This window comes from Flavobacterium sp. UBA7680, from assembly GCF_002482975.1.
GTDB lineage: Bacteria > Bacteroidota > Bacteroidia > Flavobacteriales > Flavobacteriaceae > Flavobacterium.
The window spans coordinates 145,462-171,855 of record NZ_DLHA01000029.1 but is presented as its reverse complement, the minus strand read 5'-3'; the positions used below and the strand labels follow the sequence as shown (position 1 = coordinate 171,855).

General features: G+C 32.8%; 31 protein-coding genes. 15 read left to right on the top strand and 16 right to left on the bottom strand.

The features are described from left to right. Positions 1-56: 56 nt before the first annotated feature. The 3 genes from B3C18_RS12965 to B3C18_RS12955 all read right to left on the bottom strand — a co-directional run bounded on the left by B3C18_RS12965 (position 57) and on the right by B3C18_RS12955 (position 3,487). Positions 57-1,052: an NAD(P)H-dependent glycerol-3-phosphate dehydrogenase gene (locus B3C18_RS12965; protein ID WP_291147415.1), complete on the bottom strand. Its 996-nt coding sequence runs from the start codon at positions 1,050-1,052 to the stop codon at positions 57-59. A gap of 362 nt (positions 1,053-1,414) precedes the next feature. Next, positions 1,415-2,572, bottom strand: a complete 1,158-nt coding sequence (locus B3C18_RS12960; protein ID WP_291147413.1) for an iron-containing alcohol dehydrogenase — start codon at positions 2,570-2,572, stop codon at positions 1,415-1,417. Positions 2,573-2,725: 153 nt separating this feature from the next. Continuing rightward, positions 2,726-3,487, bottom strand: coding sequence for a type 1 glutamine amidotransferase domain-containing protein (locus tag B3C18_RS12955; RefSeq protein WP_291147411.1), 762 nt, complete (start codon positions 3,485-3,487; stop codon positions 2,726-2,728). 86 nt (positions 3,488-3,573) lie between these two features. On the opposite strand from B3C18_RS12955, the gene B3C18_RS12950 reads away from it, so the two are divergent. The 13 genes from B3C18_RS12950 (at position 3,574) to B3C18_RS12890 (ending at position 12,716) form a co-directional block, all read left to right on the top strand. Next, the gene (locus B3C18_RS12950) at positions 3,574-4,479 is read left to right on the top strand and encodes a LysR family transcriptional regulator (RefSeq protein ID WP_291147409.1); all 906 of its coding nucleotides are present in this window, start codon (positions 3,574-3,576) and stop codon (positions 4,477-4,479) included. A 107-nt stretch (positions 4,480-4,586) separates the two neighbouring features. After that, entirely contained in the window at positions 4,587-4,943 is a 357-nt protein-coding gene (locus B3C18_RS12945) for a PKD domain-containing protein (protein ID WP_291147407.1), read from the top strand. A gap of 121 nt (positions 4,944-5,064) precedes the next feature. Then, positions 5,065-5,757: an NUDIX hydrolase gene (locus B3C18_RS12940; protein ID WP_291147405.1), complete on the top strand. Its 693-nt coding sequence runs from the start codon at positions 5,065-5,067 to the stop codon at positions 5,755-5,757. A gap of 74 nt (positions 5,758-5,831) precedes the next feature. After that, entirely contained in the window at positions 5,832-6,665 is an 834-nt protein-coding gene (gene prs, locus B3C18_RS12935) for a ribose-phosphate diphosphokinase (protein WP_291147403.1), read from the top strand. Further along, positions 6,662-7,189, top strand: coding sequence for an NADAR family protein (locus B3C18_RS12930; protein ID WP_291147400.1), 528 nt, complete (start codon positions 6,662-6,664; stop codon positions 7,187-7,189). Before prs ends, B3C18_RS12930 begins: the two co-directional genes overlap by 4 nt. A 3-nt stretch (positions 7,190-7,192) precedes the next feature. Next, positions 7,193-7,606 carry an ADP-ribosylation/crystallin J1 gene (locus tag B3C18_RS12925; RefSeq protein ID WP_291147398.1) on the top strand — a complete coding sequence of 138 codons (414 nt, stop codon included), beginning with the start codon at positions 7,193-7,195 and terminating at the stop codon, positions 7,604-7,606. Next, positions 7,603-8,109, top strand: a complete 507-nt coding sequence (locus B3C18_RS12920; RefSeq protein ID WP_291147396.1) for an O-acetyl-ADP-ribose deacetylase — start codon at positions 7,603-7,605, stop codon at positions 8,107-8,109. The genes B3C18_RS12925 and B3C18_RS12920 overlap by 4 nt, the downstream gene beginning before the upstream one ends. Before the next feature lie 129 nt (positions 8,110-8,238). Beyond that, positions 8,239-8,679, top strand: a complete 441-nt coding sequence (locus tag B3C18_RS12915) for a DUF4291 family protein (RefSeq protein ID WP_291147394.1) — start codon at positions 8,239-8,241, stop codon at positions 8,677-8,679. 186 nt (positions 8,680-8,865) lie between these two features. Continuing rightward, a complete protein-coding gene (locus B3C18_RS12910) occupies positions 8,866-9,408 on the top strand; it encodes an RNA 2'-phosphotransferase (protein WP_291147392.1) in 543 nt (180 codons plus the stop codon). Between the two features lie 9 nt (positions 9,409-9,417). Beyond that, positions 9,418-10,020 carry a macro domain-containing protein gene (locus tag B3C18_RS12905; protein ID WP_291147390.1) on the top strand — a complete coding sequence of 201 codons (603 nt, stop codon included), beginning with the start codon at positions 9,418-9,420 and terminating at the stop codon, positions 10,018-10,020. Positions 10,021-10,054: 34 nt separating this feature from the next. Beyond that, entirely contained in the window at positions 10,055-10,786 is a 732-nt protein-coding gene (locus B3C18_RS12900; RefSeq protein ID WP_291147466.1) for a metallophosphoesterase family protein, read from the top strand. Between the two features lie 2 nt (positions 10,787-10,788). Beyond that, positions 10,789-11,241 (top strand): nucleoside 2-deoxyribosyltransferase domain-containing protein, encoded by a 453-nt coding sequence (locus B3C18_RS12895; RefSeq protein ID WP_291147387.1) that lies wholly within the window; start codon positions 10,789-10,791, stop codon positions 11,239-11,241. Between the two features lie 5 nt (positions 11,242-11,246). After that, a complete protein-coding gene (locus tag B3C18_RS12890) occupies positions 11,247-12,716 on the top strand; it encodes a nicotinate phosphoribosyltransferase (RefSeq protein WP_291147384.1) in 1,470 nt (489 codons plus the stop codon). Positions 12,717-12,972: 256 nt separating this feature from the next. Here B3C18_RS12890 and nadD read toward each other — a convergent pair whose 3' ends face one another. The 5 genes from nadD to B3C18_RS12865 all read right to left on the bottom strand — a co-directional run bounded on the left by nadD (position 12,973) and on the right by B3C18_RS12865 (position 15,992). Beyond that, a complete protein-coding gene (nadD, locus tag B3C18_RS12885) occupies positions 12,973-13,554 on the bottom strand; it encodes a nicotinate (nicotinamide) nucleotide adenylyltransferase (RefSeq protein ID WP_291147381.1) in 582 nt (193 codons plus the stop codon). A gap of 110 nt (positions 13,555-13,664) precedes the next feature. After that, complete coding sequence (gene gmk, locus B3C18_RS12880; RefSeq protein WP_053473399.1) at positions 13,665-14,237, bottom strand: guanylate kinase; 573 nt, start codon at positions 14,235-14,237, stop codon at positions 13,665-13,667. 65 nt (positions 14,238-14,302) lie between these two features. Further along, on the bottom strand, positions 14,303-14,557 hold the full coding sequence (locus tag B3C18_RS12875) for a hypothetical protein (RefSeq protein WP_291147377.1): 255 nt from the start codon (positions 14,555-14,557) through the stop codon (positions 14,303-14,305). Between the two features lie 28 nt (positions 14,558-14,585). Further along, positions 14,586-15,446, bottom strand: a complete 861-nt coding sequence (locus B3C18_RS12870) for a YicC/YloC family endoribonuclease (RefSeq protein WP_291147374.1) — start codon at positions 15,444-15,446, stop codon at positions 14,586-14,588. A gap of 198 nt (positions 15,447-15,644) precedes the next feature. Continuing rightward, positions 15,645-15,992, bottom strand: coding sequence for an arsenate reductase family protein (locus tag B3C18_RS12865; RefSeq protein WP_291147371.1), 348 nt, complete (start codon positions 15,990-15,992; stop codon positions 15,645-15,647). A 78-nt stretch (positions 15,993-16,070) separates the two neighbouring features. On the opposite strand from B3C18_RS12865, the gene B3C18_RS12860 reads away from it, so the two are divergent. After that, a complete protein-coding gene (locus B3C18_RS12860; protein WP_291147368.1) occupies positions 16,071-16,526 on the top strand; it encodes a DinB family protein in 456 nt (151 codons plus the stop codon). Positions 16,527-16,568: 42 nt separating this feature from the next. Here the strand turns inward: B3C18_RS12860 and B3C18_RS12855 are convergent, their stop codons facing one another. The 6 genes from B3C18_RS12855 to B3C18_RS12830 all read right to left on the bottom strand — a co-directional run bounded on the left by B3C18_RS12855 (position 16,569) and on the right by B3C18_RS12830 (position 23,568). Next, positions 16,569-17,057: a septal ring lytic transglycosylase RlpA family protein gene (locus B3C18_RS12855; RefSeq protein WP_180855942.1), complete on the bottom strand. Its 489-nt coding sequence runs from the start codon at positions 17,055-17,057 to the stop codon at positions 16,569-16,571. 91 nt (positions 17,058-17,148) lie between these two features. Beyond that, a complete protein-coding gene (locus B3C18_RS12850; protein ID WP_291147362.1) occupies positions 17,149-17,571 on the bottom strand; it encodes a hypothetical protein in 423 nt (140 codons plus the stop codon). Positions 17,572-17,678: 107 nt separating this feature from the next. Then, on the bottom strand, positions 17,679-20,423 hold the full coding sequence (locus B3C18_RS12845) for a TonB-dependent receptor (RefSeq protein WP_291147359.1): 2,745 nt from the start codon (positions 20,421-20,423) through the stop codon (positions 17,679-17,681). Between the two features lie 321 nt (positions 20,424-20,744). Then, entirely contained in the window at positions 20,745-22,388 is a 1,644-nt protein-coding gene (gene pgi, locus B3C18_RS12840) for a glucose-6-phosphate isomerase (RefSeq protein ID WP_291147356.1), read from the bottom strand. Between the two features lie 120 nt (positions 22,389-22,508). Then, complete coding sequence (locus tag B3C18_RS12835; RefSeq protein WP_291147353.1) at positions 22,509-22,997, bottom strand: lipocalin-like domain-containing protein; 489 nt, start codon at positions 22,995-22,997, stop codon at positions 22,509-22,511. A 10-nt stretch (positions 22,998-23,007) separates the two neighbouring features. After that, a complete protein-coding gene (locus B3C18_RS12830) occupies positions 23,008-23,568 on the bottom strand; it encodes a short chain dehydrogenase (protein WP_291147350.1) in 561 nt (186 codons plus the stop codon). A gap of 95 nt (positions 23,569-23,663) precedes the next feature. Between B3C18_RS12830 and B3C18_RS12825 the strand changes: the two genes are divergently transcribed. Next, on the top strand, positions 23,664-24,509 hold the full coding sequence (locus tag B3C18_RS12825) for an AraC family transcriptional regulator (protein ID WP_291147347.1): 846 nt from the start codon (positions 23,664-23,666) through the stop codon (positions 24,507-24,509). Between the two features lie 15 nt (positions 24,510-24,524). Here B3C18_RS12825 and B3C18_RS12820 read toward each other — a convergent pair whose 3' ends face one another. Next, a complete protein-coding gene (locus B3C18_RS12820) occupies positions 24,525-25,145 on the bottom strand; it encodes a hypothetical protein (protein WP_291147344.1) in 621 nt (206 codons plus the stop codon). Between the two features lie 21 nt (positions 25,146-25,166). After that, positions 25,167-26,387: a M23 family metallopeptidase gene (locus B3C18_RS12815; RefSeq protein WP_291147341.1), complete on the bottom strand. Its 1,221-nt coding sequence runs from the start codon at positions 26,385-26,387 to the stop codon at positions 25,167-25,169. Positions 26,388-26,394 lie beyond the last annotated feature (7 nt).

Below are 26,394 nucleotides of genomic sequence, written 5' to 3'. Positions count from 1 at the left end.
ATTCTCAAAGTATAGGTCTATTTTCTATACTCTTTATTCTATATTCTTCAAAAAAACTAATCCAAAGACTCCGTCAATTTCTTAAATACAGACTTCGCATCTTTTCCATCATATAAAACAGCATAAACAGCGTCTATAATAGGTGTTTTTGCTCCGTAACCCTGATTTAGTTTATAAGCACTTTTTGCTGCGTAATAACCTTCGGCAACCATGCTCATTTCCATCATGGCACTTTTTACTGTATATCCTTTTCCAATCATATTTCCGAACATTCTGTTTCTGGAGAAAACAGAATATCCTGTAACTAATAAATCTCCTAAATAAGCAGAATCATTAATGTTACGTTTCATTTTATGTACTTTACGGATGAATTTTTTCATTTCGCGAATTCCGTTACTCATCATAACCGATTGGAAATTATCTCCATAACCTAAACCGTGAGCAATTCCGGCAGCAATGGCGTAAATGTTTTTAAGCATTGCAGCATATTCGGTACCAATAATATCATCAGAAATTTTAGCTTTAATGTAATTTCCTGAAAGCGATTTTGCAACCGTACGCGCTTTTTCAGGATCTCCGCAGGCAATTGTTAAGTACGAAAGTCTTTCAAGAGCAACTTCCTCAGCGTGGCAAGGACCAGTAATAACACCAATATTATAATATGGAATATCGTATTGAATGTGAAAGTGTTCACCAACGATTAAACTTGTTTCAGGAACAATTCCTTTAATGGCCGAAAAAATGATTTTATCAGCTAATGAAACCGTCATGTTTTTTAATTCGGCATCCAAGAAAGCAGATGGAATCGCAAAAATGATATAATCAGCAAATTCAATTGCTTCGTTTATATTGCTTGTTAATTTAAGTTTGCTGGTGTCAAATTCAACTGAACTTAAATAGTTTGGATTGTGTTTGTATTTTTGGATATGTTCGATTGCAGATTCATTACGCATGTACCAGGCAATTTCTGAAAGATTCACACATAACATCTTTGTAATTGCCGTTGCCCAGCTTCCTCCTCCAATTACTGCAAATTTTAATTTTCCGCTCATTATTTTAATAATTTAAAACAAAAGTACTTAATAATGTAGTAATAATACAAAATCTGATTTAAGAAATTTGATGAATGTCTTTAATTTCAATGGTTTTCAGCATGTTTGGATAAAATAAAAAATATTTTTAACAAGTATACAATAAAGAATAAAAACGTGCGTTGTAACTAATTGTAAATTAGAATTTAATGAATTTATCAAGAATTGAGTTAGTTAGTTTTGTTTTAGTATTTTGAAAAGGCGTTCCTAAACTTGTTAAGAACGCCTTTTTTAGTTTTAGTAGAAATTCCAATTTAAAAATTCCAAATTCCAATGATCTTAGATGTAATTGGAATTTGGAATTTTTAAATTTTGGAATTTATTTAATAACTAAGCTCCACAATAGACTTCACTTTATCTAAAGTTACCAATTGATTTTCGCCTAAACCTTTCCAGCCTCTTTCGTCGAAACGATTTACGATAAAATCTGCCGTTTTGGTATAATCATCTGTGTATTGAGAAAGTTTTGTGTCCATTCCCATTGTATGGAAAAACTCAACTGTTTTATTGATAGCTTCTTTTGCCACTTCGTCATCAGAACCAGAAAGGTTGAAAATACGTCTTCCGTATTGCGCTAATTTTCCTTTTTTAGTTTCAAACATTACGTTGTATAAACTTGGGCCGATAATTGCCAAAGTTCTCGCATGGTCAATTCCGTAAAGAGCCGTTAATTCGTGACCAATCATATGTGTTGCCCAATCACTTGGAACACCTTTTTGAATTAATCCGTTTAATGCCATTGTACAACTCCACATAAAGTTTGAAGCTAAAGCATAATCATTTGGATTTTCAACCACTTTTGGACCAACTTCAATTAAAGTCTGCAAAATTCCTTCTGCAATTCTGTCTTGTAGAAAACCTTCGTGCGGATACGTTAAATATTGCTCCATTACGTGTGTAAAAGCATCGACAACACCATTTTGGATTTGTCTTTTAGGTAAAGATTCAATTACAGTAGGATCGCAAATAGAAAATTTTGGGAATAAAGCGCTTCCACCAAAAGCCAGTTTTTCCTGTGTAGCTTCAATTGTAACCACAGAACCTGAATTCATTTCACTTCCCGTTGCAGGAAGCGTTAAAACAGTTCCGAATGGTACAGCGTTTTCTTTAATCAGAATTCGTTTTTGTAAAATATCAATTGGATTTCCTTCAAAATTAACGGCTGCCGAAATAAATTTCACACCATCAATTACAGATCCTCCGCCCACAGCAAGAATGAAATTAATTTTTTCTGCTTTGATAACTTCAACAGCTTTCATTAAAGTTTCAAAATGCGGATTTGGCTCAATTCCTCCAAATTCTACGATTTCAAAACCTTTTAAGTTTGCGATTACCTGATCGTAAACACCATTTTTAAAAATACTTCCACCACCATAAGCCAAAAGGATTTTAGCATCTTTTGGAACTAAAGTTGAAAGTTTTTCAATTTGTCCTTTTCCGAAAATCAAATTTGTCGGATTGTATAATTCAAAGTTTAGCATGATTTTTTTTGAGTTTCTAAGATGCTAAGGTTCTAAGATTCTAAGTTTTTTCTCAAAACTTAATATTCTAGTAGCCTAGCATCTCAATTATTATTTACTAATCACCAAGTTGCTAAAATCTTAGAACCTTAGCAACTTAGAATCTTAGCATCTTTATTTCAATTTTTCTAATAATTTTCCAGCTACTAATTTAGATGATGCCGGGTTTTGGCCTGTAATTAAAAGACCATCTTCAACAGCATACGGCTGCCAGTTTGCGCCTTTAGAAAAAATCGCTCCGTTTGATGCCAAAGCATCTTCTAATAAAAATGGAACAACTTTAGTTAATCCAACCGCTTCTTCTTCGGCATTTGTAAATCCGGTAACTTTTTTACCTTTTACTAAATATTCACCTTTTACTTTTACATTTTTTAAAACAGCCGGAGCGTGACATACAAAAGCTACAGGTTTTTTATGAGTATAAAAATCTTCGATTAAAGCGATAGAACTTTTATCTTGAACTAAATCCCAAAGCGGGCCGTGTCCACCAGGATAAAAAACGGCGTCGTAATCTTTTTGATTAACAGTTGATAGCTTCAGCGTGTTTTTTAATTTTTCCTGTAAACCTTTATCAGCGTCAAAACGTTTTGTGTCTTCAGTTGCTGATGATGGATCTGCACTTTTTGGATCAATTGGCGGTTGTCCTCCAAGCGGAGAAGCAATTGTAATTTCAATTCCCTTATCTAATAATTCATAATAAGGAGCAGCAAATTCTTCAGACCAAAATCCTGTCTTTTCTCCTGTATTGCCCAGCTTATCGTTGCTGGTAACAACAAATAATACTTTTTTCATCCCTTTTTTATTTGATTTTTGTGCGACAGCAGAAACACCTGCAGTGGCAAATGCAATTATTGCGAGTAGTGCTATTTTTTTCATGTGATTAAAATTTTTAACAAATTTACGCGGAAAGTGATATCAGTAAAAATAAAATAAACTATGTTTGCTATAGACAAATTTATATCATGGTTAATCTAGAATGGTACAGAACTTTTAAAGCAGTTTACAAAAACGGCAATTTTTCAGTTGCCGCAAAGGAATTATTTATGAGCCAGCCTGCAGTAAGTCAGCAGATTTCTATGCTCGAGGCTCATGTGGGGAATAAATTGTTTAATCGGAAATCAAAAGGAGTTGAGCCAACCGAATACGCTAAGTTACTGAATAATTTAATTATAGACGCACTTGACAGACTCGAAAGTGTTGAAACAGGTTTTAGAGCTAAAGCAGAAGACGCCAACCGATTAATTTCTGTTGGAGTTTCAAAAAATCTTTTTGATTGTATTGGTAATCTTTTGATTGCTAAGTTTGATTTAATCGATTTTACTTTTGCAGAAAACGACGAACTTTTTGAATTAGTTAATTCGAAAAAACTTGATTTTGCTATTACCACAAAAAGGTTTGATACGTTTGATACAACTTATGAAATTGTTGGAAAAATTAAACTGATTATGGTTGCGCCAACAAGTTTAGACATAACAGAATTCCGCCAAAGATTAAAAGCCGATAATTTTACAGAAATAGAACAATGGCTGAATGCACAAAAATGGTACAGTCATGATGCGAGAATTCCGCATATAAAAATGTTCTGGCTGCATGCTTTCAATAAAAAAAGACCATCCATGGTTCCTAATTATATTATTCCTTCTGAATCTGAAATGCTTAGACTTTTATCTAAAAACGAAGGAGTAGCCGTTACCTGGAATTGTAATGCAAGAGATTACATCAAACAAAATAAATTGCAGTTAGTTTGGAACAGTTTTCATGTTCCGGAAGAATTTGTGTATTTGCTAACTCCCAAAAACAATAATTTGAATTCGTTTTTCGAAATTATTTCAAAAGAGCTAAAATTGTTTTATGGCAATAGAATGTAAAAACTAATGTAATTATTCAATACTTTAGAAAGTAAATTCTCTCTTTTTGTTTTTTCTGTGGGAAAAAGATTTATTTTTGAATATAACAAACCTAAAATCAATAACTTATGAAAAAGATGAAAAGAATTTTTGCAGTTGTTATTATAGCTTTTTTGAGTATTTCTTGTAGTAAACATGATGATGAAGAAATCGTAGATTGTTTTGGAGAATCGATTTTAATTCAATTAAAGCATTCTGTTGATGGAGCTGATTCAAAGAAAATTAATTATTCGATAGAATATGCCGGAACAAAAACAATAAGTTCTGTAAAATGGACTTTTGGAGACGGAAGTACAGGAACAGGGATGAGTATTTCACATACTTATGCGGCCGCCGGAAACTTTGAAGTAAAGGCAGATGTTACTACGAAAGAAGGAAGTTCTGAATGTACCAGCAGCCCAAAGAAAAATATTACCGTGAATTAGAAAAACTTAAAGAGAAAAAGTAAAAGAAAAATATTGAGAGTCAATTTTATAATTTATGCTTGTGCATTAGATTATAAAATTGGCTCTCATTTGTTATATTTGTTTGATATGATTTAGGATTATGGAAAATTTACAAAATATTAGAATTGCTGTCGATGCGATTGTTTTTGGATACAAAAACAATGATTTATATGTGTTATTGATTGAACAGCAATTTGGAACTTCAGAAAAATATTGGGCTTTACCAGGCGGTTTGGTTCAAAATTCTGAATCTTTGAGCGATGCCGTTATTCGTGAACTGCACGAAGAAACAAATGTACAGCTGACTTTTATGGAACAATTATTCACCTTTGGAGACGATATTTATAGGGATTCCAGAAATCGTGTAATTTCAGTTGCTTATTATGCTTTGGTCGATGCTTCAAACTTAGATATCAAAGCCAGTACCGATGCCGAAAGAGTACAATGGTGCAAAATAGATGGAATTCCGGCTTTGGCTTTTGATCATAATTTAATACTCGAAAAAGCAATTTCAAGATTAAAATCTAAACTTACTTACGAACCAATCGGCTTCGATTTACTTCCCGAAGAATTCTTATTTTCTGATCTTGAAAATCTTTACTGCACTATTTTAGAAAAAGAAATTGACCGACGAAACTTCAGAAAAAAAATCTTAAGCTTTGATATTTTAGAGGAAACAGAAAAGTTTTCACCAATAAAAACAGGCCGTCCGGCTAAACTTTTTAAGTTTAATAAGCAGAAATATAATGAGTTAACTCAAAAAGGTTTTCACTTCGAAATAAAGTTTGCGTAATTTTTACACAAAATAAATTGTTTATTTAAAATTAAATTCTACATTTGCGTATAATTAACGCAAACTAAAAAACTATGATACTAAATCTCGACCCAAAATTCGCTCCTTTCCAAAATCAGGAAGAAATCCAATTTCAAAGTTTTACATTCTCTGGAGGAGAACCACATATAAAAATTAATCCCGATTTTGATAGCAATCAAAAAATAACAATTACACATAGATTAAATTCTTTCAACGATTTAGGTTTGTTGTGTATTACGGTTGATGCTTTACGCAGAATGGACGTTAAAATCATCGATTTGTTTATTCCGTATTTCCCGGCTGCAAGACAAGATCGTGTTATGATTCCCGGCGAACCTTTATCTGTAAAAGTGTATGCTGATATTATAAACGGACTTCAGTTAAATAAAGTTTTTGTTTTTGATGCACATTCTGAAGTTACTCCGGCCTTGGTAAATAATTGTATCGTAATTCCGAATCATACTTTTATTCAGCAGATCTTAAAAGTTATTGGAGAAAACGTAAAATTAATTTCTCCAGATGGCGGCGCTTTAAAGAAAATCTACAAAGTTTCTGAATTTTTAGGCGGAATTGATGTGGTAGAATGTAGCAAAAGCCGTGACGTAAAAACAGGAAAATTATCTGGTTTTAAAGTTTATGAAGACGATTTAAACGGAATTGATTGTTTAATTGTAGATGACATTTGTGACGGCGGCGGAACTTTTGTTGGACTTGCCGAAGAATTAAAAAAGAAAAATGCCGGAAAATTATACTTAGCCGTAAGCCACGGAATTTTCAATAAAGGTTTTGAAGTTCTGGATTGCTTTGACAAAATCTTTACCACAAATTCTTTCAAAGATTTTGATGATGAAAGAGTTTTCCAAATCAAATTAGATCAATTAATATGAAATACAATATTCAAGATATAGCTCCAGAAAGTAAGTTTTTATTTTTCTGGGGACATCAGGCTAATAAAGACGGAAAAATTACCAAAACCTGTTTCAGTCAATGGTGGTTGAGTTCTTTTAAAGTTGAAAAAGTGACCTATAAAACGGCAGAACACTGGATGATGGCAAAAAAAGCAGAGTTATTTAAGGATGAAGAAACCTTAGAAAAAATTCTAGCAGCTGATTCTCCAGCCGAAGCCAAAAAGTTAGGTAGAGAAGTTAGAAATTATGATGACAAACTTTGGTTAGAAAACCGATACGAAATTGTAAAACAAGGCAATTATCATAAATTCAGTCAAAATCGAGATTTAAAAACATTTTTATTAAACACAAAGGACAGGGTTTTAGTTGAAGCAAGTCCGGTTGATCCCATTTGGGGAATCGGAATGGCGAGCGATCATACAGATGCTTCAAATCCTGAAAAATGGCAGGGATTGAATCTTTTGGGTTTTGCTTTGATGGAAGTTAGGGATGAATTGAAATAAATTATGGAAACAACAAGATTATATCGTCCGGTTGGATTGAAAGAAATGGAGCTTATTGCAGATTTGGAGTACAAAGCCTTTCCACCAAGATTAGATTGGCAGCCCATTTTTTATCCTGTAACGAATCAACAATATGCAGAACAAATTGCTTTAGAATGGAATACCGTTGATGAATTTTCAGGTTTTATTGCAATAGTCACCGCTTTTGAAGTCAAAACCTCTTTTTTGGAGAAATATGAAGTTCAAAATGTAGGCGATAAAAACCATAACGAACTTTGGATTCCGTCAGAAGATTTAAACGATTTCAATTCTAATATTGTTGGAGAAATTGAAATAGTAAAAGTGCAATTCACAGATCGTTCAGCAGTAAGTTCAAATGTCGGACTAAGGAACAAATTAAATGAATTTAAAAAATGATTTTAGAACTTCTAAAAGCAGATATAACAGAGATTCAGGTTGATGCGATTGTAAATGCTGCAAACACTTCTTTACTTGGCGGCGGCGGAGTTGATGGTGCGATTCACAGAAAAGGAGGAAAAGCGATCTTGGATGAATGTATCCAGATTCGAAATAAGCAAGGCGGCTGCAAAACGGGTGAAGCGGTTATAACAACAGCAGGAAATCTACCCTCGAAATATGTTATTCATACTGTTGGCCCGGTTTGGAATGGTGATAAAGAAGAGAAATCAAAATTGTTAGCCGACTGTTATAAAAAAAGTTTAAACCTTGCTATTCAAAACGGAATAAAAACAATCGCTTTCCCAAATATTAGTACTGGTATTTATCATTTTCCGAAAGATAAAGCGGCAGAAATAGCAATAAAAACGGTAAAAGATTTTGAAAGAATTTCAGAAATAGAAAAGGTAATTTTTGTCTGCTTCGATGATGAAAATTATCAGATTTACAAAAACATTTTATAGATGTTCCATAGGAACATTTCATCGGTAGAATAAAATGTTATCAGGTTGTATTTACGTTCCATAGGAACGTTTGATCAACAAAATAATGATTAAAAAATAAACACAATCACGTTATTGTGTATTTACAAAATGAAAATAGAATTAAAAAAATATAACGAGCAAATAGAAGAATGGCCAAAATCAGGTTATCATATAATGGCTCAATACGATGATAAAGAAATAATTGTTTATCAGTCGTACAGAAAAGAAATAGGCGAATTTGCCGCAAAGAATCAGTTTTTTGGAGGAGCATTCAGTTTGGAAAGAATGACATGGATTAAACCAAATTTCCTTTGGATGATGTATCGAAATGGCTGGGGAACAAAAGAAGGACAAGAAGTAGTTTTGGCAATTCATCTTAAAATAGATGCATTTCAAAAATATTTGCAAAATGCAGTTTATTCTACTCACGATTCATCACTTGGAAAAAGTTATGAAGAATGGCAGACAGAAGTAAAAACATCTTCGGTAAGATTGCAATGGGATCCAGATCATGATCCTTACGGAGGAAAATTAGAAAGAAGAGCTTAAGAGATAATTTTATTAAATCTTTTGCCAAAGAAGATATTCTGCTAATTGAAGATATTTCAGGTTTTGTACAAGAACAATATGAGTTTGTTCAGAAAAAACAATTGGAAAATCTGTTGATTCCTGCCGAGAAACCTTTGGTTTTTCAAGATGAGGAATTGAATAAAAAACTAAAAATTTCTGGAAATCATGAATGAAAATACAGCAAAAACAGTAAGTAAATTTCTAAGTTTAGTACTTAGACATTCACCGGAAAAAATCGGATTAAAACTAGACGAAAATGGCTGGGCAGATGTAGAAGAATTAATTTTGAAATGTTCTCAAAAAGGAAATAAATTAGATAAAGTTCTTTTAGATTATGTGGTAGAAAACAATGATAAAAAGCGTTTTGCCTATAACGAAGATGAAACTAAAATCCGTGCAAGTCAGGGACATTCCATTTCGGTTGAATTGAATTTAGCAGAAACCGAACCTTCAGAATATTTATATCACGGAACTGTTGGAAAGTTTATGGAAAACATCCAGAAAGAAGGTCTGAAAAAAATGAGCCGTCAGCATGTACATCTTTCCAAAGACAAAGAAACGGCGATAAAAGTAGGAAGCAGACGCGGAGTTCCACAAATTTTAACCGTTAGAAGCGGTGAAATGTACAGAGACGGATTCAAGTTTTATTCGTCTGAAAATAACGTTTGGTTGACAGATGAAGTTCCGGTTAGATATATTCAATTTTAATTCAAAAATATGCTGCATATAAAATTGGTTTACTTAGAAGATGAACTTGGCAATTCATGGAGAAATGATTTTTCAGAATGTGAGAATCTCCGCATAATAAAAGGGGATATTACAAAAATAAAATCTGATGCAGTTGTAAGTCCAGCAAATTCGTTTGGATTCATGGACGGCGGATTAGATTGGCATTTGTCAGAAAGATTTGGATGGCATTTGCAGGATGAACTTCAAGCAAAAATTGCTCAACTTGATGAAAGAGAACTCTTAATTGGAAGATCAATCACGTTAGAAACAGGAGATAGTGAAGTTCCTTTTTTAATTTCAGCTCCAACTATGCGAGTTCCAATGAGTTTTAATATTGCAACTTCAGTAAATGCCTTTTTAGCTATGAAAGCAATTTTGATAGCTTGTATAAATAATCCTAAAATAGAAACAGTCACAATTCCGGGTTTATGTACTGGATGCGGAAGAATGCCTTTTCATATTGCCTCTAATCAAATGTTTTTGGCTTATGATGAAATTATAAATAGAAATTACAAAGAATATAAAACTTTCGGCGATGCCCAAAAGTACCAATACAGACTAAACGAAAAAGGACTAATCTGGGATTATTAAGTAGCAAAAACTACTACTTCATTTATAAATAAATATAATGAGAACTTTAGTTATTGGAGATATTCATGGTGGATTAAAAGCGTTAATTCAGTTATTAGAAAGAATTGATTATTCTCAAAATGACAGATTTATTTTTCTGGGCGATTATGTCGATGGCTGGAGCGAATCAAAACAATTGATTGATTTTCTTATTGAATTATCTCAAAAACAAGAATGCATTTTTATAAAAGGAAATCATGATGCATGGTGTCAGGAATGGTTAGAAAAAGATATTATAAACGACATTTGGTTTCTGCACGGAGGAAAATCGACGATAGAAAATTATGCGGATATTGAGTCTTCGGAAAAAGAAAAACATCGCCATTTTTTTAATACTATGAAAGATTACTTTGTAGATGAAAATAATAATTTGTTTATTCACGCTGGTTTTTCATCGATGCATGGACCAGAAAAAGAACATTACAAAACGAATTATTCTTGGGACAGAACGCTTTGGGAAATGGCTTTGACAATGGATAAGAGAATCCAGAAAGATTCGCTTTCGTACCCAAAAAGATTATTACTTTATAATGAAATTTATATTGGCCATACACCAACACTTCATTATAATGTTGAAGTGCCAATGCAAGGCTGTAATGTATGGAATATTGATACCGGAGCTGGTTTTTATGGAAAATTAACTTGTATTGATGTTGAAACAAAGGAATTTTGGCAGAGTGATGTTGTACAAACGTTTTATCCAAGTGAAAAAGGAAGAAATAAATAACCATGAAGAAAATTTATAAAGCACCAGAAGAAATTCCTTTGCAAATTGATTTAAAAACCGTTTTCTTAGCAGGTTCTATAGAGATGGACAAAGCTATTAACTGGCAGAAAAGATGTGAAGAATTACTGCAAGATCAATTCGTTATTTTTAATCCAAGAAGAAACGAGTGGGACAGCAGCTGGTCGCAAACTATAGAAAATATCCATTTTAAGGAACAGGTAAGCTGGGAACTTCAGGCACTTGAAAGAGCAGATATTATTATCATGTATTTTGCAGATAACACAATGTCTCCGATATCGTTACTGGAGTTTGGACTTTATGCGCAATCGCATAAAATGAAAGTAGTTGTCGAAGAAAATTTCTGGCGCAAAGGCAATATTGATATTGTATGCGAAAGATATTCGGTAGAAAAATTTAAAACATTAGAAGAGTTAATTCAAAATTTATTAAATTAAAATATATGAACCCATTACTATTAACCGACGGTTACAAAGTTGACCACAGAAGACAATACCCAGATAATACCACTTTAGTTTATTCTAACTGGACGCCTCGTAAATCAAGAATTGAAGATCTTGATGAGGTTGTGTTTTTTGGATTACAGTATTTTATCAAAAAATATATCATTCACGATTTTGAACAATATTTCTTCAAACAGCCAAAAGAAGAAGTAGTTAAGAAATATTCTAGAAGAATCAATAACTATTTAGGCGAAAATCAAGTTGGGACAAAACATATCGAAGATTTACACGATTTAGGATATATTCCGATGGTTTTTAAAGCCTTGCCAGAAGGAGCAAGCGTTCCTTTGAGAGTTCCAATGTTTACAATGTACAATACAATTCCAGAATTCTTCTGGCTGACGAATTATTTTGAAACATTGCTTTCAGCAGTAATTTGGCTTCCTTGTAACTCTGCAACTTTAGCAAAAGAATACAGAAAAGTATTGGATAAATATGCAGTTGAAACGTCTTCTGTTCCTGAATTTGTAGATTGGCAGGCGCACGATTTCTCTATGCGCGGAATGGGCGGAATCGAAGCCGCAGTAACTTCTGCAGCCGGGCATTTATTGAGTTTTACAGGTTCTGATACGATTCCGGCAATAGATTTCTTAGAAGAATATTACAAAGCCAATTCAGATTCAGAATTAGTTGCGGGTTCAGTTGCTGCAACAGAACATTCTGTAATGTGTATGGGAACAACAGAAGGAGAATATGAAACCTTTAAAAGATTAATTACCGAAGTTTATCCAAAAGGAATTGTTTCTATTGTTTCTGATACTTGGGATTTGTGGAAAGTTTTAACCGATTATTTACCACGTTTAAGAGAAGATATTGTTGCTAGAGAAGGCAAAGTAGTAATTCGTCCTGATAGTGGTGATCCGGTTGATATTATCTGCGGAAATCCAAATGGAAAAACAGAACAGGAAAAGAAAGGTGTAATTGAATTGCTTTGGGATGTTTTTGGCGGATCTGTAAACAACAAAGGATTTAAAGAATTAGTTCCTCAAATTGGAGCAATTTATGGTGATAGTATTACCGTAGCAAGAGCGACACAAATCTGCGAAAGATTAAAAGAAAAAGGATTTGCGTCTACAAACGTAGTTTTAGGAATAGGTTCTTTTACGTATCAATATAACACCAGAGATACTTTTGGTTTTGCGATGAAAGCAACTTACGGAGAAGTAAAAGGAGAGGGAAGAGCCATCTTCAAAGATCCGATTACAGATGACGGAACTAAAAAATCGGCCAAAGGATTGATGAAAATCGATTTAATCGACGGGAAGTATCATTTAACTGATAATGTTTCTTGGGAAGAAGAAAAACAAGGCGAATTGAAAGAGGTTTTCAGAGATGGAAAACTTTTAGTAGATCAATCGCTAAGTGAGATTCGAAACCGAGTAAAAAGCGAAGTTAACGTTGAAGCATAAAAACAAGAAAGCCTGAATGTAAGTTCAGGCTTTCTTATTGGATTTATTAATGAGCCGAGACCTTTGTCAAAGTTTAAAACTTTGACAAAGGTTTTTTCTTTTCCAAAGAAATCAATTGCCTCCAGTTTTAACTGGAGGTTAGAGAATAGATTTGGAATAGGGCTTTAGCCAAATATTCAATTTTGGCTAAAGCCCTAAGTTGTGAAATTAAAAAACCTCCAGTTAAAACTGGAGGCAATTTAAAATTTGATAATCTTTACTTTTTATAAAAATTATTATGATCAATATACTCCCAAACCTTCAGCGGTAACAAAGGCTGAATATTTTTGCCTTCTTTGATGCTGTTTCGAATAAAAGTGGAAGAAATCTCTACAATTGGGGCATCAATTACATGAATTTTTGGGTGTGATTTTAATTCTGTATTTTCAGGTTCATCAGAAATTCTCGGATAAACATAAATATCATGATTTTCAAGAATCACTTCGTAGTTTCTCCATTTATGAAACGTTTTCAGATTGTCTTCGCCCATAATCAAAGAAAATTCATGATTGGGATGTTTTTCTTGTAAATGTGCTAAAGTAATTACGGTATAATTCGGCTGAGGTAACTTAAACTCAATATCTGAAGGTTTGATTTTCGGATAATCCTCAGTTGCCAGATAAACCATTTGCAATCGATGATGATCATCAAGCAAAGTGGCTTTCTTTTTTAATGGATTATGAGGCGTAACCACCATCCAAATCTGATCTAAATCTGCAAACTCAGCCATGTGATTGGCAATGATCAAATGACCAACATGAATAGGATTGTATGTTCCGAAATAAAGACCTATTTTCATTTTTTAGAGTTTCTCAGAGATTCGCTAAGATAACACAAAGATTCGCAAAGTTTAATTAGAACTCTGCGAATCTCTGTGATTTTTTCTTTGTGAATCTCTGCGGAATAAAATTACTTATTTACAAAATCCTTAACCAATTGATGCGCTTCTTCTAAAGCAACTGGTAAATCATAGTTTTTGATAATCACGTCAAATTGTGGCGCAGTGGCTAATTCTACAGACGCTTTTGCAATACGCATATTGATTTTATCGTCGCTTTCTGTAGAACGCTCTTTTAAGCGGCGTTTAAGTTCGTCTACACTTGGAGGTTTTACAAAAACAGCTAAAGTTTGTTCCGGAAATTTATGTTTAATACGTAAACCACCTGCAACATCAATGTCAAAAATTACATTTTTCCCTAAAGCCCAGATTCTTTCAATTTCAGATTTTAACGTACCGTAAAAGTTATCGCGGTAAACTTCTTCCCATTCCAGAAAATCTTCAGCTTTAATATGTTTTTTGAATTCTTCCAGTGAAATAAAATAATAATCTTTTCCGTGGACTTCCTCACCGCGCGGATCACGTGATGCCGCTGAGATCGAAAATTCAAGATTTAAATCTTCTTGTCCTAATAAATGTTTTACTATAGTTGTTTTTCCCGATCCCGAAGGCGCCGAAAAAACAATTAATTTTCCTTTGTTCATTAATTTATGCTTTAGGCTCTAAGCAATATGCTTTAAGCTTTTTTGATGTACTTGTACAGAAGTGGTTATAGTATTTCTAAATCTGTTTTTTTAATCCATAATGAATTCTGAATCGGATTATGGTTTGCAACTTTAAAATCATTTAGATTTTTATCAAATAATATTAAAACCCTTTCTTCAGTAGCTTCAACGTCATTAATTACTCTTCCTTTTTCTCCAATTAGTTTCCAATAATCATTATCATTTTTAATTTTATTTTTAGAATTTAAGGTTCCTAAAAATGACTTCAGCTTTATTATGGTACCTTTTTCTATTTTCATTTTTGATATTTCAAAAAAATAGGTTCAATTACAAAACATTCAAAACCTGTTCTTTAATCTTTTCCAATTCATCTTTCATCATCACAACTAACTTTTGCATTTGTGCATGATTTGATTTTGAACCCATTGTATTAATTTCACGACCCATTTCCTGAGTAATGAAACCTAATTTTCGGCCATTTGCTTCGCTTCCTCCTAAAGTTTCGATGAAATAGTCTAAGTGATTCGTTAAACGAACTTTTTCTTCGGTAATATCTAATTTTTCAAGATAGTAGATCAATTCCTGTTCGAAACGATTTTCATCAACATTAACCTGTAATTCTGCAATTGCGGTCTGTAAACGATCTTTAATAGCCTGAACACGTTCTGGATCAAGAGCCAAAGCATCATTCATATATTGACGGATGTTTCCAATTCGAAGATTAAATTCTTTTTCAAGAGATTCCCCTTCGTCTTTTCTGAAACTTAAAATGTTTTGTAAAGCCTCGTCAATAATAACCTGAATTTGCTCCCAATCGTTTTCATCGATTTCTTCGCGTTCTGTTTTTAATGTGTCTGGCATACGAACCGCCATTTTCATTAATTCAGTTTCATCAGCGTCAGCATAAACCTCTCTCAATTGTGCTATATAATTTTTCACAACAGGCACATTTACTTTCGTCGAAGTTTGTTCTGCAGTACTTTCAATGTAAATTGCAAAATCAATTTTTCCTCTTTCAAGTCTGGTTGAGATTTGGGTTCTTAAACCTAATTCCATTTCACGGTAAACCGATGGCATTCTTACGTTTAAATCTAAACCTTTACTGTTTAAGGATTTTACTTCGACTGTGATTTTTTTTGTAGGCAATTGCAAAGAAGCTTTGCCAAACCCTGTCATAGATTGTATCATATAATTGAGTATAAAGGCGCAAAGATAAATAAAAGTTTGCAGTGTTATGATGTAAAATACTATTCTGTAAGGGATATCAGGATTTAAAGTTTTTCTGCCACGAATTTCACGAATTCTCACAAATGAATTTTGCAGTTTGTAGACTTAATAAGCTTAAATGAAATTCGTGGAAATTCGTGAAATTAGCGGCAAAAAAAACTAACTCAAAGCCTGAATAACTTCCGCTACATTTTTTTGACTGTTGCCAATGTAAATTTTGCCATCAATAATAAAAACCGGGCGGCTTAAAAATGTATAATGTTCTAAAATGTATTTTTTAAAATCAGCTTCGGTCAGCGATTTGTTTTTTAAATCCATTGATTTGTATAGCTGTGCTTTTCTGCTGAATAAAGCTTCGTAACTTCCAGAAAGTTTATACATTTCTCCTAATTCAGCTTCTGTAATTGGATCTTGTTTAATATCGTGAAAAACTAGATTGTTTTTCGGAAGACTTTTGATGATTTTACGGCAAGTGTCGCAAGATGCTAAATAATATATTTTGTTCATGTTTTTTCGAATTTGTTAGAGTACAAAGAAAATTCATTTGAAACTTAAAATTGTCTAATTTTAGAAAAAAATAAAATTATGAGTTCAGTTTTTGAAACCCAAAAGACTATTAGGGAAATCCTTGTAAAAATTTTAGACCATCATTCATTGGAACAATTAAATAAAATCCCAGACGGATTTAAAAATAATTTGATTTGGAACATCGGACATTGTATCGCTTCGCAGCAAATTTTAGTATATAAATTATCAGGTCTGCCTTTGCAGGTTTCAGATGAACTTATTGCCAAATATTCAAAAGGAACAAAACCGGAAGTAGATGTTTTGCAGGAAGAAGTGAATGAGATTAGAGATTTGCTTACCCAAACTTTACTTCAAACAGAAAAAGATTATAATGATAATGTTTTTACTAATTATAATCAATACACGACCAGTATGGGTTTTGATCTCAAAAATGTTCAGGATGCATTAGATTTCGTAAGTTATCACGAAGGAATTCATACCGGAATTATAATGGGCATTAAGAAATTTATCTAAAAATGAAAAATCCCGTTCTGAAATTTCAGAACGGGATTTTTTTTATTCTATTATTCTTTCGATTGTTACTTTCATAGCTCCGGCACCTTTGTGCTTTGTGATTTCCATAAAAGCTCGTTTTGAAAGATCTATTTCGCGGGTTTTTACAAATGGGCCGCGATCCGTTATTTTTACAATTACAAATTTTCCGTTTGCTTCATTTGTTACTTTAACTCTTGTTCCAAAGGGAAGTTTCTTGTGTGCGGCGGTGTATTTGTTGTTGTTAAATCTGCTGCCGTCAGCTGTTTTTCTACCATTAAAACGGTCTGCATAGTAGGAAGCATGTGCCGTTTTTTTGTATAGTTTTAATTTTAAACCGTTGTCTGTAAATACAGAATCGGTTGGTATTGCAATAATGTTTGGTCTGGCATTTTTTACAGTGTCTTGAGGTACTTTGGGATCAATTACTGGCTTTGTTTGACTTATTACGTAGGTAAAACAACTCAAAAAAGTTATTGCAAATGCGGTAAGTATAAAGTTTTTTTTACTCATGGTTTATTTTTTTTTCAGACTTGGGGAGTTTGTACAAATAATATGCCGAGATAAAAAAAGCCCTTTTTTGAAGGGCTTTAATTGGTATTTTTTAGAACCAAAGGCTCCACGGAATTCTACTTAAAATAAGGATTAATCCTAATCCGTAATAAATAGCAAAGGTTTTATGTTTAGCCTCACTATTAATTAATTTTTTATGCTTTGACCATCCAATAGTAACTAACACTATAGCAATTAGGTTAATAAGAGGATGCTCTAATGATGTTAATCTTAATGCGGCATTAGACATTTGGCCAAAAGAATCTTTTCCTAATGGAGATACAAAATAAAGGATTAATCCAATCAATAATTGTGTATGCGTTCCAATTAAGGCAAACAAAGATATTTTGCGGTCTTTCGCTGTAAATTCTTTTTTAGAAGTCAAGCCAATAACAGCGTTTATTACTGCAAACAATAAAAGCAGTAAAGCTAGATATGCCCAGCCAGAATGAAGCTTTTGAATAAAATGATACATAAACTGTGTTTTTTTGTTAAAAACAAATATAGCAAAATTGGTCAAAAAAAAGCGGCATTAAACTTAAAAGTCAATGCCGCTTTAGATATTTATTTAGATTCTAAATATTAGAAATCGTAACGTAGTGCAAAGTTCCAAGTTCTACCGAAACCGAAGTATACTTGGTTTGTAGTAGCAATACCTTTGTATGTTGGAACAGTAGGAACATCAGCTGCAAATATATTTGTTTTAGCTTCAGCAATGTAAGTGTAATCAAAAACGTTGTTAACGTTTAATCTGAAACCTACTGAGTTGTCTTTGTTTTTACCAACTAACCATTTGTAAGATAATCCAGCATCAGCTGTACCATAAGAAGGTAATTGTAATGACCCTCTGTTAGTTGCAGAAGTAAAGTTTCCTGGAGAAATTGCAGCATATAACTTATCATTGTAGAAATAGTTTGCATCAACAGTAAAACGAGGTAGGATTTCGTAAATTGCTCCTAACGCTGCAGTTGTTTGAGCAGCATCCCCAACTCTTACACCGTCAAGGTATAATGTTATAGGAGTTCCTCCACCGATAGGATTGTTTCCTGAATCGTAACGATTACTTGTACTTGTTCCGTCATATTTCCAATCTCCAATAGAAAACATTCCAGTAAGAGTAAGTTTGTCAATAATTTTTGCAGTAGCGTCAAACTCGATACCTGAGTGAATTTCTGTAATTCCAGCGAAATCAAAGTAACCTCCAGGGTTGTCAGCAGCTCCGTCATTTTGTCTTTGGTATCTGTCTTTCCATGAAGTACGGTAAAAGTTTAAGTTTGCAGTAAACATTTGTGTACGTAAGCCATAACCAGCTTCAATACCGAAGATTTTCTCATTTGTTAAGTTACCGTTTACTAATGAAGCGTTGTTTGGGTAAACAGCATTAAAGAATGGTTGTTTTGAGTAGTATCCTGAGTTAACAAAAACGTTATGGTGCTCGTTGATGTTGTAGTTAACACCACCTTTTACGTTACCACCTAAGATGTTCTCGTAATCAGTACTTGCCAACGGAGTTCCAGCTTGATATTTGAAATAATCAACTCTTTTGAATCCTTGCTGAGAAAGTGCTCCTTGCACGAATGCAGTAAATTTATCTGTAGAATACTCTAATTGAGTAAATCCACCATACCATCTTACATCGCCATCATTGTTGAAGTTGATTTTTTCTTCTTTGTCAGTATCTTTAAATACATTCCAAGAAGCGTATGTAGAATATGTGTTTGTTAAAACTCTGTTTGGATTGTTTACATCAAAGTTATCAATGTAAGCATTAGCTCCTAATAAGTTGTTTATGTTTTGATAGTGAAGACCTTTGTATCCTCTAACGTCAACTCCTAAATCCCAAGTTAAATGATCAGAGAATTTTTTGTTGAAGTTAACAATTGCACCGTACCAGTTATGAGAGTTAACTGATGAAATTTGAGAAATACCAGTTGTAGAGTTTGTTAAACTTCCAGTAGCAGAACTGTTTTGGAATTGTCCGCTTGTACCGTTAGTTGTACGAGTGTAATTAATACCATTGATGTTTGTTGTTTGTCCTGAGTTGTAAGCAACAATTTTGTCAAAATCAACTAAACCGTCTGCAGTTCTGAATGCGTTATTGGCATAGTTAAAACCTCTAATACCACCAGCTCCTCTAGAACCTCCTCCACGTCCAAAAGAAACGTAAGCTACAGTAGATAATTTCGAAGTTTCGTTAATGTTCCAATCATAGTTTAATGAAATAACTGGCTTGTGGTAGTAGTTTCTTACCATATTAAATGATTCTCCATTTTTATAACCCCAATCAGAGTTATATTTAATGTTTGGATCAGACTCTGTACCATATTTTTGGTATTGAGCTATAGTAATAAATGTAGATCTTTGATCGTGCCATTGTGGAGCACCAGTAACCGTAAATTGGAAATCGTGCTTGTTATTTTTTGTAGTATAACCAAGAGCTACATAGTAGTTATCTCCGTTAAATTTAGTTCCATCAACGTATCCATCACCTTGTGTGTGGCTATATAAAACAGAAGCAGAGAATCCGCTGTCTAATTTTCCTGTATTGTAAGAAACGTTAGATTTGAAGAAATTATCGTTACCAAAAGAAGTACCAACAGTACCGCCTTGTTTCAAATCTGAAGCTTTGGTTACGTAGTTCATAGTACCTCCAACAGAAGCAATAGCTAATTTTGAAGATCCTAAACCTCTTTGTACTTGAATGAAAGAAGTAACGTCAGATAAACCTGCCCAGTTACTCCAGTATACAGCTCCGTTTTCCATATCGTTAACCGGCATACCGTTTACCATTACGGCAACGTTATTTTGGCTAAATCCACGAACTGTAATTCTTGAATCTCCAAAACCACCACCAGATTTAGTTACGTAAACAGATGGAGTGCTTTTTAACATTTCAGGAATCTCTTGATTTCCTAATTTCGCCTGAATTTCAGCTGCTTTAATTGTAGAAACTGCAACAGGTGTTTTTCTGTCTTTCGCAATATCTACAGTAGTACTTTTTACAACGATTTCACTTAATTCGTTTGAATTAGAAGCTAAAACGATTGTTCCTAAGTTTGTAGAACCATTTACAGTAAATTTTACAGTTTGGCTTTGATAACCTAAGTAAGAGATAACGATTTCTCCCGTACTTGTTGCAGATTCGATAGTGAATTTACCATCAAAATCTGTTGAAGTGGCAGCGCTAGATCCTTTGATCAAAACGTTAGCCCCTGGTAATGAACCAGTACCATCTGTAACAGTACCAGTAATTTTTCCTTGAGAAAATACGGTTGAAACTATCATAAAAAATAGTCCAGTAAGTAACCAATTTTTCATTTTCTTCATTTGTTCTTGAGTTTATTGTTTTTGGCAAAATTATAACAATTAAATCAGATAATGTTATCAAAATGTTAAGAAAAATAAGTTTTACGGTTTGTGCTGCACATTAAAATGAAATTTTCTTTTTTCTTTAAATAAAACAACAGTTTATTGAATTTTAATACTTGTATTTTGTTAAAATAATAATATTTCAATTGATGTTGTAGCGCTATACTTGCAATTATTCGTAAAAAACAGATGATGTATGGTTGATTTATACGAAAAAACGCCTTAATTTTTATAAATCAAGGCGTTTCAGATTGTTAAGAAAAATGTTCGCTATTCTTCTTATTTATTCTTCAAGAAGTGGTTTAACAAAAATGAAGTTGAGCTGTCATGATTTTTAACAGTTTTAGAGTTAATCTCTTCTAAAATTGAATTTGCCAATTGTTTTCCTAATTCAACTCCCCATTGGTCAAAACTAAAAATGTTCCAGATAACACCCTGAACAAAAATCTTGTGTTCGTATAAAGCAATTAATGAACCTAATGATTTAGGAGTTAATTTTTGAATCAAAATTGTATTGGTTGGTTTGTTTCCGGTGAAAACTTTAAATGGTCGTAAATAAGAAGCTTTGTCTGCAGATAAACCTTGTTTGTCAAATTCTGCCTGAACCTGAGCTTCCGTTTTTCCATTTAATAAAGCTTCAGTTTGAGCAAAAAAGTTTGACATTAATTTGTTATGGTGATCTTCGTTTCCGTAAAGTGGTTTTACAAATCCAATAAAATCTGTTGGGATTATTTTTGTTCCTTGGTGAATTAATTGGAAAAAAGCGTGCTGTGAATTTGTTCCCGGCTCTCCCCAAATAATTGTTCCGGTTTGGTAATTAACCGGTTTTCCGTCGCGGCCAACACTTTTTCCGTTACTTTCCATAGTTGCCTGCTGCAAATACGGAGCTAATTTTGATAAATATTGTGTGTACGGAATCAAAGCTTCACTTTCGGCACCAAAGAAATTGTTATACCAAACGCTTAACAAAGCTAAAATTACCGGAATGTTTTGGTCAAATTCAGTCGATTTAAAATGTTCGTCTGTTTCATTTGCTCCAACTAATAATTGGTTGTAATTATCAAAACCAATTGCCAAAGCAATACTTAAACCAACAGCGCTCCAAAGAGAAAATCTTCCTCCAACCCAGTCCCACATCGGGAAAACGTTGTCTGGATTAATTCCGAATTCAGTCACTTTTTGAATATTAGTTGAAACCGCCACAAAGTGTTTTGCCACATCTTCCTGTTTTGCTGATTTCAAAAACCATTCTCTGATAGTTTCAGAGTTTGATAAAGTTTCCTGAGTTGTAAAAGTTTTAGAAACAATTAAAAATAATGTTGTTTCAGGATTTAGTTTTTTAATGATCTCGTTTACGTGATCACCATCAACATTCGAAACGAAATGCGTGTTCAGGTGATTTTTATAAAATTGTAAAGCTTCAACCGCCATAACCGGACCAAGATCAGAACCTCCAATTCCAATATTTACAATATCAGTAAAAGCTTTTCCTGTAAAACCTTTTCTCTCTCCCGAAATAACTTCGCTTGTAAAGTTTTTGATTTTATTTTTTACTTCATAAACTTCTGGAATTACATTTTCTCCATCAACTTTAATTACTGCCGATTCCGGAGCACGCAAAGCGGTGTGTAAAACGGCTCTGTTTTCAGTTTGATTGATTAATTCTCCTCCAAAATATTGTGCAATTGCATCTTTTAATCCAATAGAATTTGCTAATTCTAATAAAAGAGAAAGCGTTTCTGGAGTAATATTGTTTTTAGAATAATCAACTAAAAAATCATTCCATTGTAAGTTGAACTTTTCAGCACGCGCATTGTCTTGTTGAAATAATTCCTGTATCGTAGTTCCGTGAATTGCGTTATAGTGGTTTTGCAGATTTTTCCACGCTTCAGTCCCGGTTGGGTTTGTTGTGTTTAAAGCCATTTTTATTTTATTATTGAGATTGTTTTTTTTAGAAACACAAAAATACTGAAATAACTTTTAAAAGGGTAACGCTTCATGATTATATAACAATTAGTTGCGAAAACGTTTTATGAATCTGCACTACAATTTTTTCCAGACAACTTCTGCCGTGACCGATTTTCCTCCTTGCGTTGTATTAGTTACAACATATTTAAGTTCGTTATTTATCAAAGTATAAGATCGCTTTTGGATGGTTCCTTCCCAGTTTGGAAACGAAGCGGTTTTTATTTTAAAAGTAATAATCTTATTTGTGTCGTCAATTTCATATTCGCCAAAATGCGAATTACTTCCTTGCACAATTGCCGCATTTTCTTCGGGAGTGCATTTGTTTTTATCGCCCGAAACTATTTTTGCTCTTTCATTTTTATATATCTGAATGGCGTAATTTCCTTTTTCATCAAAAAGCAAAGTCCCTTTTGGATTTACATCATACGGAAAATTTTTTGTTCCGTCAGAATTTTTGTTTTCTACCGAAACCAAAGTCCATGAACCTAAAAAGTCAGATTTCGATTTTTGCGCAATAGCCGAATTTAAAACGAATAGTAATAATAGGAAAGCTGCTTTTTTCATCTTTAAAATTTTAATAGTTTACTTTAATAATTTCTCCATTTATAGACTCTTCAATACTTTTTGTATAAGCATTTATTAAATCTTCAGTCGGAATGTCTGAAACCTTTGCCGGACTTATTGCGTTTATTCTAATTCCTCTTTTTAATTCCAGCGAAGCCGAAAACACGAAACTATTAATGCCGCCATTTACAATTGCTTTGCTAATATTATTCTTCACAGGTTTATCACCCATTTTTCCTGAAGTCAATATAAATGATCCGTTATCGTTTAAATATTTTTGTCCAATTAAAACCAGATTTATCTGCCCCAGTAATTTATTTTTAATGCCGATATTTAATTTTTCTTCGTCAAGCGAAAATAAATCTCCCGTAAAACAATCGCCCGCAACGCAAATACAGGAATCAATATTTTTAACTTCTTCGAATAATTTTTCTATTGATTTTGAATCTGATAAATCGATTTTAAAATCACCGTTGTTTCTTCCTGCCGTAATAATTTCATGATTTTTTGCCAGAGCCGGATTTAGTATTTTGCCAATTTCTCCATTTGCTCCAATTAAAAGTATTCTCATTTTTGTAGATTTTAGTTTGTTATCTGAAACAAAATTAAGAGGTTAGCTTTCGCCGAAAATTGTACTTATTGGTACTAAAACTGTATTTTAGCCTAATGACAAATACGAATTTATATCTTCCGTTTGAAGTTGATTTTAAAGAATTGGAACAGTTTCCGAAAACCATTCGGAAAAACAACTTCTTTGAATTGATTTATGTGGTTGATGGAACGGGAGTTCAGGTTATTAATGATAATAAATTCCAATATCGAAAAGGAAATCTGTTTCTGGTAGCGCCACAAGATGTTCATTCGTTTGAAATTACAACGCTAACAAAATTCTTTTTTCTTCGGTTTAATGAATATTATATCAAAGCAAATTCTCAAAACGGACAATCGGAAACGGTTTTACGAATGGAATATATTCTTCAAAATGCAAGTCATCGTCCCGGCTGTATTCTAAAAAATACAATTGATAAACCTTTAATTGCTTCGCTGATTGAAAGTATAATTCAGGAACTAAATAATCAGCAGATTTATCATCAAAAAATTATTGAGCAGATTGTAAATACGATAATTACAATTGTAGCGAGAAATATTGCTCTAAAACTTCCGAAGAATATTAAAGAAACAACGGGAGAAATGGTTTTAGAAATTCTGCATTATATTCAGGAAAACATCTACAATTCAAAACAATTAAAAGCAGAAAGAGTAAGCGATCATTTTAATATTTCGCTTAATTATTTAGGAAAATATTTTAAGAAACAAACTGGAGAAACGCTGCAGGAATATATTGCAAACTATAAATTAAGATTGATTGAAGCCAGACTTTTAAACAGCGATATGCGCATTAATGAAATTGCAGACGAATTAAATTTTTCCGACGAAAGTCATTTAAATAAAGTTTTTAGAAAACATAAAGGAATGAATCCGTCTGAGTTTAGAAAGAAGTTTTGCAAGTGATGTTGTTGATTTTGATTACCAAATCTTCCACCAAGGCTTTTTATTAACTTCAATAGTTTTTTTCTCGATATTGATTTCGATTCTTTTAGGTGATTCAACTTTAATCTTCGAATCGTCAAAAAACAATTCTCCATCATCATTCATTCCGAGAGGAGATTTTGTTCTTTCTTTCCAGCTTTCTGTTTGTAATTCTGGAATTAAAGCTAAATGAATTTTAGATTCAAATTTTCTTCTTGCTTTTTCTATAATCTCATCTTCCAAATTTGACGATGAATTTTTTAAAAGCAAAATGGAATTGTCTGGAATGTTTAAAAGAAAAACTTGTGTTTTGTTACCAATTTTCTGAATATCCAATACTTTAAAATAAGCAATCGTATCTAAAAGAAAATGACCAATTTTTGCCGAGTCTGGATTGAATTTAGATAAATCTTTGGCATGAGCGCTGGCAATTAAATATCTGAAATTGCCTGAAAGTCCGCCGTCAATAGAAGTCATATCTGTAAAACCTTTTTCCTGAATTATTTGCCCAATTTTATAATTTGAAATTAAATTATCAGGCAAATCAGTATCTCTGTAATATAATTTTAAGCCTGAAAAAGTATCGTTGTAAATTGTTTTAAGACGTGAATTTTTCATTCGGCTTTTGATTACAGATATTTACAAATTCCCAATACTGTCTAACTCTCTTTTCAAAGGTTCGATTTGTTTAAAGAAACGGGTTTTATCATTTCCGGTTAAAGATTCTCCGGTTGGCAAATTCAATCGAAGCGCATCTACCTGAACACCATTTTTCCAGAAACGGTAACAAACGTGAGGGCCAGAAGCTAAACCTGTACTTCCAACTAAACCAATTGTTTGTCCTTGTGTAACACGTTGTCCACGGCGCACTAAAATTCTGGACATGTGTAAATATTGAGTAGAATAAGTTCCGTTGTGTTTTACCTTTACAAAGTTTCCGTTTCCTGCAGTATATCCAGTTGCTTCAACCACTCCAGATGCCGTTGTTGAAATTGGCGTTCCGGTTGGAGCTGCATAATCAGTTCCTTTGTGTGCTTTCCAGGTATGTTGTACAGGATGAAACCTGTTCATGGTAAATCTCGAAGTGATTCGGCTGAATTTAATTGGAGTTTTTAAGAAGAAGTTTTTCAACGTTTTTCCCTCATCATCATAATATTCAATTTTTCCTGAAAGAGTATCTTTTTCAAAAGGAAAAGCATAAACGATTTTTCCTTTATATTCAAAAAACGCAGCTTCAAGATCTTCAACACCGTCGTAGGTTTTTCCGTTTATAAAGCGTTCTGTAAAAATTAAACCATAACGATCTCCTTTTTTAAGTTTGAAGAAGTCAATTGACCAAGAAAATACTTTTGTGATTCTGCTGGCAAGTGCAGTTTCTACATCTTCATCTCCTAAAGTTTCAGATAATGAAGTTTTTAAAACGCCGCCAATAATTTTTCTTTTTAAAGTAACCGGTTTTATTTTTTTATACGCTTTTGCAATACTATCTCTTAAATCGATTACATAATAAGTTAAAGCATCTGGCTGATAAATAAAAACCTGAAGATTATTTGTTTTATTTTTTGAACGAAGTAATGTAAAAGGTTTGTTGTAACGAATAGTTCTTACATCAAAAGTGTCTTTAACCTGTTCAACAATATCGTATACTTTTTTGTCGGCGATATTTTGACTTTGCAAAATAGATCCAAAAGAATCTCCTTTGGAAATGGTATCATTAACAACATTAAAATCAGCGTAATTAAAACCAAACTCTACTTTTTTGGTTTTTGGTTTTGTAATTTTAATTTCAACTTTTTCCTCTGTTTTAGTACATGAAAATATTGAAAATAATACTATTATAATTACGAATGCTTTTTTCAAACTCTTA